The organism is Ruegeria atlantica (genome assembly GCF_013032505.1).
GTDB classification, from domain to species: Bacteria; Pseudomonadota; Alphaproteobacteria; order Rhodobacterales; family Rhodobacteraceae; genus Ruegeria; species Ruegeria atlantica_F.
In genome coordinates, this window is record NZ_WQCG01000003.1 from 747,687 (window position 1) to 756,539 (window position 8,853).

Below are 8,853 nucleotides of genomic sequence, written 5' to 3' on the forward strand. Positions count from 1 at the left end.
GCTGGAATGTAGATGAATTTTCATCTAATTAAATTGAACCAAGACCGCAATCAGAAACAAGGGGAACACGAAGTTGTGAAGAACGATCTGCCAACAAAATTTGAGACAGAAATCTGGGTCGCAATGAACCGGGCCACCCGACGTATCCAGTCTGACATCGGCGTGGCATTGAAAAAAGCAGGCCTTCCGCCGCTGAAATGGTACGATCTACTTTGGTCTCTCGAACGGCACGGCGGCCAGTTGCGTCCGTATGAGCTGGCACAGGACACCATATTCGAGCAGTCGAACCTCTCTCATTTGAGCAAGCGGCTCGCGGCAGAGGGTCTGGTGGAGTTCGTTGAATTTGATAGTGACAGACGTGGAAAAGTTCTGAAAGTTACGGAAAAGGGCCGGGACTTGCGAAAACGCATGTGGTCCATCTATGGCCCTATGCTGCACGAAAGACTGCGCGCCTTTGGCAAGGTCGACGGATGGCAGGCATTCATCGAAGCGGAACAGGATCAGGCTAGTCCAGACTGAAAGGTTCCAGATAGCCTGCAAAGGCTAGCACCGCACATTGGGGCACAAAAAACCGCCATCGCGGCGGCCTTTGTCGCTCACCAAAGACAGACTGGATCAGAGACCGACGGACACGATGATGGTGTTCCCCTCTTCCACAATCACATATGCTTTTTGTGGTTTGTCCAACAGCCCAGCTGGCCGCAGAGCCGAACCTTCACTCGTAAAGGGCGCGGGCCTCGGCGAAGGACAACAGACGACGGCTTTGCTCATCCCACAGATGTAGCCGTGCGTTGGCGAGGCTTTCTCGGATCGTCATCTGGTTACTGTTGGCCAGCTCATCATGATCGCGCAGCACCTCGGTCAGGCGATAGAACGGAATGCGGCTGTACAGGTGGTGTACGTGGTGGATGCCAATATTGGCGCTAAACCACTGCAACACGGACGGCAGGATATAATGCGAGCTTCCGTACAAGGCAGCCTCATGCAGCTGCCAGTCCTCATCAGCATCCCAGTGCGTGTCCTCGAACTGATGCTGCACATAGAACAGCCACACTCCGGCGGTTGCTGCAATCAGAGTTGAGGGCAGGAAAATCAGCAGCACCGGCATCAGCCCACCAAAGTAGTAGACCGCCAGAAGTGCGGCCAAAATGGCGACGTTGGTGCCCATCGCGCTAACCCAGAACCTGACGCTGCCCGTCAGACCCAGCGGAAGGCGGTTCTGGAACAGGAACAGATAACCGGGGCCAAGGACGAACAAGGTGATGGGGTTGCGGTAAACGCGATACCAGAACCGGTTCATGGGCGTCTTGGATTGGTACTCGGCAACTGTCAGGGTGTGGATATCGCCCATCCCTCGTTTATCCAAATTGCCCGAGCTGTTGTGATGGTTGGAATGCGTGCGGCGCCAGACGTCATAGGGCGTCAGGGTCAGCACTCCGATCACGCGACCAACCCAGTCACTGACCGCCCGATTCTTGAAGAATGCCCCGTGCCCGCAGTCATGCTGGATCGCAAACAGCCGCAGCAGGAAGGCCGCATTTAGAACGGCAATTGCAAAAGCCAACCAATAGCTGATCGACAGCGACACCCAGGACAGCGCCCATAGCATGAAGAAGGGGATAATGCTGACGCCCAGCTCAAAGGAGCTGCGCCACTCGTTCGGCTCGCGGTATTTGGCAAGTGTCGTAACCCAATCCCGCGCAGCGGTCATATTTGGGTTGCCCCGGGTCAAAGGATTGGGTGTGGTCATGCGCCTGCCATGTCTTTTTGTTTGTAGAAACCGCATAGCCTACCGCCGTGGCATAGCAAGCGAATTCTGGAAGAGGCGATGGCCTCACGCTCATTTTCTTTAGTGCCGTTGCTCAGGAAAACCTTAGCTTTTGCAGGGATCCTCATAATGACCCATCTACGGACCCGATCAGAGATAGGTGCTCTGGCTGATGGTGTAACCCTCAACCTTGGTTAAATTTGCGTTATTGACGTCTACCAGGTGACCCAGTTGGCAGCGGATCAGCTTGGTCTCAAACCTCGCTCTGGAACACATATCGTGAAAAATGGCGATAGGTTTCACCACTCCGCAATACCGCCTTGGGGAAACCTTGCTGATTGATTGAATCGGGCCAGACTTGTGGTTCCAACGCGACGCCGGGAAAAGGTCCGTATGGCTGGCCGCCCAGACCACTTCGCGGACCTTCATCCAAAGACGCGCCTGAGTAGACCTGCAAATCTGGCTCGGTCGTTTCCAACTTCATCGCAAGACTCGAAGACGAGCTGCTCAACGCCGCCACAGGGCGGCAGAGCATACGCTGCTGGGAATGCCAGCAATTGGATATAAGCCCGGTTGCCCAAGAGTTTCGGTGACAACAGATCCAGCGACGTGCCCGCGACGTCTAGTGTTTTGCCCGCTGGAATAAGGTCCGCGTCAACAGGAGTGTAGCGATCAGCGTGCACCGTCAGTTCGTGGCTGCAGACGCAGGTCCTGCTACGTCGCGCCATAGGTCAGGATACGTGCAGAAAGCGCGCCCTACCCGATGTCGATGCTTTTGATAACCTGACCGTCGCGGGTTGTCTCGAAGTCGCGAACCTGCCGTTCAGCATGCATATCATCCGCCTCGCTGCCTGAACGTCACTGTGCACAGGTTCGGACCAAGCTCGACATGGCCGGACAGGCCGCGCCCGACAAAAAAGGCCCCCGCTATTGCGGAGGCCTTTTGTTCTTTCCAAAGACGGGTTCGATCAGAGACCGGTGCTTACGTCGATGGTGTTACCCTCTTCCAGGGTTACATATGCTTTTTTGACGTCTTTCCGGCGGCCCAGCTGGCCACGGAACCGCTTGACTTTACCCTTGGTCACAGTGGTGTTCACCGCTTTGACCTTCACACCAAACAGCGCCTCAACGGCCTCTTTGATCTGCGGCTTGTTGCTGTCGATCGCCACTTCAAAGACAACCGCGCCGTTTTCGGACGCCATGGTCGACTTTTCGGTGATGATCGGCTTGCGGATCACGTCGTAGTGTTCTGCCTTCGCGCTCATTTCAGACGAGCCTCCAGTGCTTCGACAGCCGCTTTGGTGAGCACCAGAGTGTCACGCTTGAGGATGTCATAGACGTTTGCGCCCATCGACGGCAGGATATCCAGACCTTCGATGTTCTTGGACGCTTTCAGGAACCCTTCGTTCACGGTCGCGCCGTCGATGACCAGAGCGCGTTTCCAGCCCAGGTTTGCAACCTGTTTGGCCAGAGCGGCGGTCTTGCCTTCGGCTTCGGCGTTCTCGATTACGACCAGTTCACCTGCCTTGGCTTTTGCCGACAGAGCGTGGCGCAGGCCAAGCTTGCGGAACTTTTTGGGCAGGTCGTGACCGTGCGAACGCACGACGGGGCCTTTGTAGATACCACCACCACGGAAGATCGGCGCGTTACGGTCACCATGGCGTGCGCCACCGGTGCCCTTCTGGCGATAGATCTTCTTGGTCGAATAGCTGGTTTCCGAGCGGGTTTTGACCTTGTGGGTGCCGGCTTGCGCGTTGTTGCGCTGCCAACGGACCACACGGTGCAGGATGTCTGCGCGCGGCTCGAGGCCGAACAGGTCCGCATCCAGCTCGATGTTGCCGGCTTTGCCGCCGTCCAGTTTGATTACATCAAGTTTCATGCTTCACCACCTTCCGCGGGAGCTTCTTCCGCAGGTGCTTCGGTTGCAGCCGATTTCACAGCAGCCGGGAAAGGCAGGCCTTCCGGTGCTTTCTTCTTGACGGCGTCCTTGACGGTGACCCAGCCCGACTTCGGTCCGGGAACGGCGCCTTTGATGAAGACCAGACCACGGTCGGCGTCAGTTTTGACGACTTCCAGGTTCTGGGTGGTAACACGAGCAGCACCCATGTGACCGGCCATCTTCTTGCCTTTGAAAACCTTGCCCGGGTCCTGACACTGACCGGTCGAACCGTGCGAACGGTGGCTGATCGAAACACCGTGCGAGGCGCGAAGACCACCGAAGTTGTGGCGCTTCATTGCACCGGCAAAGCCTTTACCGATCGAGGTACCCGAAACGTCAACTTTCTGACCTTCCAGGAAGTGTTCTGCCGAAATCTCGGCGCCCACATCGATCAGGCCATCTTCGGAGACGCGGAACTCGGCCAGCTTACGCTTGGGCTCAACCTTTGCAGCGGCATAGTGACCGCGCATGGCTTTCGACGTGCGTTTTGCCTTGGCCGCACCAGCGCCCAGCTGAACGGCGGTGTAGCCGTCTTTGTCAGCGGTACGCTGCGCAACGACCTGCAGGCCATCCAGGTGAAGAACGGTCACAGGAATCTGCTTGCCGTCTTCCATGAACAGGCGGGTCATGCCAACTTTTTTTGCGATAATACCAGAGCGCATAATCTATACCCTCCGATCTTACGACTGCAGCTTGATCTCGACGTCCACACCAGCAGCGAGGTCGAGCTTCATCAGCGCGTCAACGGTCTGGGGGGTCGGATCAACGATGTCGAGCAGACGCTTGTGCGTACGGATCTCGAACTGGTCGCGGGATTTCTTGTCAACGTGAGGGCCACGGAGAACCGTGAACTTCTCAATCTTGTTCGGCAGCGGGATCGGGCCGCGCACGTTCGCGCCGGTCCGCTTGGCAGTGTTGACGATCTCTTGCGTGCTGGCATCCAGAACGCGATAGTCAAATGCCTTCAGCCGAATACGGATGTTTTGGCTTTGCATATTAACAGCCTTTTATCAGGCGTTGAGGTTGAGAGGAGGACAGACGCGCATCGCCAACCCTCTTCGAACCCAAAAGGCGGGAATCACCCCGCCTTGATGTTCTTACTGAGAACTCGCGCGTATTAGTGGGGTTGGTGGGGTTTGGCAAGGGGTTTGTTGGCTTTGCTCGGCCTTAAGGACCCACTCGATCCGGCTACCAAAAACCGGTCTGGAGATCCACCTGCACAACGGGAAATCGCAAACAGTCTGCGCGCCACAACTTCGCAGTAAGAGAAAGTCGAAATGGAGCTTGAAGGTTTTCACCCCACGCGATGAAGACTACGCTGATTGACGACAGTCGTTTTGAGCGCGCGTTAACGCCTCAGGTTCTGTTGGGCTGCTCAGAAACTCTGATTTTGAATCGCTTGCGCTCACGGCAAAAATCACTGATATCACAGTCGATTTCCTGGTCGTCGTCACTAAGTATGGCGGCACGCATGTCATCCAGATCCTTGCTGTGAAGGATTTGCGCTCCATAGTTCAAGAATTCAAAACCAAACATGATTTCCTCCCGCTTACGTCAGCGGTTCGCCCGACGCACGCCCCGCTTTTCTGTTTCAGGTCACATGTGGGTTTCCTGTCTTTGGGTGAGGTGGACGTTAGGTTAAGAAAGCTCAACCCAGTTTTTTTTGCCCCTAACCGACGGCGAACTTTCGAAGAGGTTTCTCGGTTCGAACACATTTAAGCCCGCCTGGGATTCGTCTACCTCAAAGCACAAAGGCCGCCTCATGCGAGACGGCCTTCATAAATTCAACTGAGCGTGCTCTCGTTGCTCTTTCAGAGCAACTGGCATCCACCCGTCGCGACACGCGCGACTTACTCGATGATCTTCGACACAACGCCGACGACGGTGCGGCCGCCTTCGCGGATGGCGAAACGCAGGCCGTCTTCCATCGCGATCGGTGCGATCAGCTGAACAGTGAAGCCAACGTTGTCGCCGGGTATGACCATCTCGGTGTTATCTCAGTTTCCCAAAATCGATAGGCTAGTTTCTAGCAAGCCACGGGTCTTCAACCCTCATGCCTTGGTAAATCGCGTGCAGAAAAAGATGAGCAATCACTGGGTCATTTGAAAATGGGGAGAATTGCAAACTGCCCTCTCTAACGCCCTCCTCAGCTTCATAGATAACTTCATCCCCCTTGACGGTCACCAGCACCTCAAGTTCAGCCAAAGTCTCTGGGTCGACTGCTGTAGGATCATCCGACAGGATCACAAAATCCGCCACTTTGCCGACCTCAATCGAGCCCTTCTCATCTTCCTCAAAATGCTGCCATGCAGGCCAGATCGTCATTGCCTTTAGTGCGGTCATGACATCTACCCGCTGATGCGGTCCCAAGATATCACCGGAGCGCGTACGGCGGGTTACCGTAGCTGCAAGAACACGCATGCTATCTGGGAAGGCCACCGGCGCATCGTGATGCGTGCCGAACATCATGTCACGTTCGCGCAACCATCCTGTGGGTGAGATATTGTCTGCATTGACCGGCCCAACAGTATGATCTCGGTGCCAATCGCCCCAATAGAACGTATGCATCGGGAATAGCGACGGAAACACACCAAGGCGCTTAAAACTGGCAACTTGATCCTCTCGCAGAAACTGGCCGTGAACCAAAACCGGGCGGTTGCCAGGATCGCCATACTTGATCTGCGCCTCTTCGAGCGCAGCAATCAGCATGTCAGATGCTCCTTCGCCGTTGGAATGCACAAGGATCTGGAAATCATTCTCGTAACACCAGTTCACGGCGTCCTGGAGTTGTTCCATGGTTATGGCGGCATAACCTGCGTACCCCGCGGCATAGTTTCCAACCGGATCATAGTAGGGTCGATCCCGCAAAGCCGTGAAGCCCTGCGGCGATCCATCAATTGTCAGCTTGCAGCCCCCTACCCGAACCCGGTTGTCATAATCCGCCGAGGTGTTTGCTCCAATATACTCCCTCGACTCGAGAACATCCGGAAACGCTACAACGTCGATAGGAAGCCCTTCTTCTGCGGCAACTTTCTTAAGAACTTCTACGATTTCACCTGAAGATCTGCCTTCTTGTCCGGTCGTATATCCAAACTTTGCCCAAAGTTCGGTCCCGGCTCGGGCAAATGCTGCGAGACCTTCCTCACCCAAATTCCCCAACATCGGCACGAGAACCGAAAAGAACGCGTATTCTTCCAGAACTCCATTTGGTTCACCGGCTTCATCGCGTTGAATGACCCCACCCGGAGGGGCCTCCGAAGCAGCCGTGATGCCTGCCAACTCCAGCGCTTTCGAGTTTGCCACGCCTAGGTGCCCGGACTGATGAATAATGACAACGGGCAAGTCCTCGGACACCATGTCCAGCTCTTGTCGTGTTGGGTGACGGAGTTCCTTTAATTGAGCATTGTCGTAGCCGAAGCCGATGATCATTTGGACCTGTTCAACGGCCTGCGCATTCTCTTCGGCCCAGTCAGTCAGTGTGGATTGCAGACTGGCGATATCAATGACATCTCCGTCCGGTGGCGCAAGAAGGTTAGCTGACAGTGCCTGCAAACCTCCCATGACGACATGCCCGTGGCTATCAACGAACCCCGGAAGCATCGCGCGCCCTTCCAGATCATAGGTTTCAGTTTCTTCACCCTGATGCGCCGACAAGTCAGACAGCAGACCAACCGCAAGAATGCGCCCGTCTTTGACTGCAACAGCTTCGGCTGACGGAGCCGTCTCGTCCATCGTTACAATTGGCCCGCCCAAATAGATCCGATCCGCAATCTGTTGTGAGGACGCTGAGGTAGATGAGAAAGTGAGTGCTGCAACAAGACAAACTGAACGCGCTGAAAAGTGCATCTTTTGACCTCTTTCTAATAGCAATGTCTCAATATGAAAGAAGTTAGCATTACTGTTGGCTTAGGCAAAAACGAAAAAGGGCGTCCCGAGGGACGCCCTTTCTTTGGATATTCGCTTGCGCGACTTACTCGATGATTTTCGAGACGACGCCGGCGCCCACGGTGCGGCCGCCTTCGCGGATCGCGAAACGCAGACCGTCTTCCATCGCGATCGGGGCGATCAGCTCGACGGTGAAGCCAACGTTGTCACCAGGCATAACCATCTCGGTGCCAGCTGCCAGGGTCACGGTGCCGGTCACGTCAGTTGTACGGAAGTAGAACTGCGGACGGTAGTTCGCGAAGAACGGAGTGTGACGACCGCCTTCTTCCTTGGTCAGGATGTAGGCTTCGGCTTCGAACTTGGTGTGCGGTGTAACCGAACCTGGCTTACACAGAACCTGGCCACGCTCAACGCCGTCACGGTCGATGCCGCGCAGCAGGGCGCCGATGTTGTCGCCAGCTTCACCGCGATCCAGCAGCTTGCGGAACATTTCAACACCGGTACAGGTGGTTTTCTGAGTGTCACGGATGCCGACGATTTCAATCTCGTCGCCAACGTTGATCACGCCACGCTCAACACGACCTGTAACAACTGTACCACGACCCGAGATCGAGAACACGTCTTCGACCGGCATCAGGAACGGCTTGTCAACTTCACGCTCAGGAGTGTCGATGTAGTCATCAACAGCCGCCATCAGCTCTTTGATCTTCTCTTCGCCGATTTCAGGGTTGTTGCCTTCCATTGCGGCCAGAGCCGAACCTGCGATGATCGGAATATCGTCGCCGGGGTATTCGTAGCTGGACAGCAGTTCGCGAACTTCCATCTCAACCAGTTCCAGCAGCTCTTCGTCGTCAACCTGGTCAACTTTGTTCATGAACACGACCATCTTCGGGATGCCAACCTGGCGGCCCAGCAGGATGTGCTCGCGGGTCTGCGGCATCGGGCCGTCAGCTGCGTTCACAACCAGGATCGCGCCGTCCATCTGAGCGGCACCGGTGATCATGTTCTTGACGTAGTCGGCGTGGCCGGGGCAGTCGACGTGCGCGTAGTGGCGGTTGTCGGTCTCGTATTCCACGTGGGCGGTCGAGATGGTGATGCCACGTGCTTTTTCTTCAGGCGCGCCGTCAATCTGGTCATACGCTTTGAAGTCACCGAAATACTTGGTGATTGCTGCGGTCAGCGTGGTCTTGCCGTGATCAACGTGGCCAATCGTGCCGATGTTAACGTGCGGCTTATTACGCTCAAACTTTTCCTTTGCCAT

Annotated in this window: 10 protein-coding genes and 1 pseudogene; 1 reads left to right on the forward strand and 10 read right to left on the reverse strand. The window is 55.7% G+C overall.

Annotation, left to right across the window (positions count from 1 at the left end):
* Nucleotides 1-123: 123 nt before the first annotated feature.
* Nucleotides 124-519, forward strand: a complete 396-nt coding sequence (locus GOW92_RS15560; protein WP_254453032.1) for a MarR family winged helix-turn-helix transcriptional regulator — start codon at nt 124-126, stop codon at nt 517-519.
* Between the two features lie 196 nt (nt 520-715).
* Here GOW92_RS15560 and GOW92_RS15565 read toward each other — a convergent pair whose 3' ends face one another.
* From GOW92_RS15565 to tuf (GOW92_RS15615), 10 genes and pseudogenes are all read right to left on the reverse strand, one after another.
* Nucleotides 716-1,750, reverse strand: coding sequence for a fatty acid desaturase (locus GOW92_RS15565; RefSeq protein WP_254453033.1), 1,035 nt, complete (start codon nt 1,748-1,750; stop codon nt 716-718).
* A 271-nt stretch (nt 1,751-2,021) separates the two neighbouring features.
* Nucleotides 2,022-2,369, reverse strand: coding sequence for a hypothetical protein (locus tag GOW92_RS15570; protein ID WP_368040297.1), 348 nt, complete (start codon nt 2,367-2,369; stop codon nt 2,022-2,024).
* A gap of 367 nt (nt 2,370-2,736) precedes the next feature.
* On the reverse strand, nt 2,737-3,033 hold the full coding sequence (locus GOW92_RS15580) for a 50S ribosomal protein L23 (protein ID WP_008757532.1): 297 nt from the start codon (nt 3,031-3,033) through the stop codon (nt 2,737-2,739).
* On the reverse strand, nt 3,030-3,647 hold the full coding sequence (rplD, locus tag GOW92_RS15585) for a 50S ribosomal protein L4 (RefSeq protein WP_010437039.1): 618 nt from the start codon (nt 3,645-3,647) through the stop codon (nt 3,030-3,032). Before rplD ends, GOW92_RS15580 begins: the two co-directional genes overlap by 4 nt.
* Nucleotides 3,644-4,369: a 50S ribosomal protein L3 gene (gene rplC, locus GOW92_RS15590; protein WP_170561482.1), complete on the reverse strand. Its 726-nt coding sequence runs from the start codon at nt 4,367-4,369 to the stop codon at nt 3,644-3,646. Before rplC ends, rplD begins: the two co-directional genes overlap by 4 nt.
* An 18-nt stretch (nt 4,370-4,387) precedes the next feature.
* A complete protein-coding gene (gene rpsJ / locus GOW92_RS15595; protein WP_008756422.1) occupies nt 4,388-4,702 on the reverse strand; it encodes a 30S ribosomal protein S10 in 315 nt (104 codons plus the stop codon).
* A gap of 361 nt (nt 4,703-5,063) precedes the next feature.
* On the reverse strand, nt 5,064-5,243 hold the full coding sequence (locus GOW92_RS15600; protein ID WP_170561484.1) for a hypothetical protein: 180 nt from the start codon (nt 5,241-5,243) through the stop codon (nt 5,064-5,066).
* 314 nt (nt 5,244-5,557) lie between these two features.
* Nucleotides 5,558-5,704 (reverse strand): annotated as a pseudogene (tuf, locus tag GOW92_RS15605) (elongation factor Tu); the annotation flags it as partial.
* 22 nt (nt 5,705-5,726) lie between these two features.
* Complete coding sequence (locus GOW92_RS15610; RefSeq protein WP_170561486.1) at nt 5,727-7,553, reverse strand: amidohydrolase; 1,827 nt, start codon at nt 7,551-7,553, stop codon at nt 5,727-5,729.
* 124 nt (nt 7,554-7,677) lie between these two features.
* Nucleotides 7,678-8,853: elongation factor Tu (gene tuf / locus GOW92_RS15615; RefSeq protein ID WP_010441214.1), on the reverse strand; the 1,176-nt coding region annotated here is incomplete at its 5' end.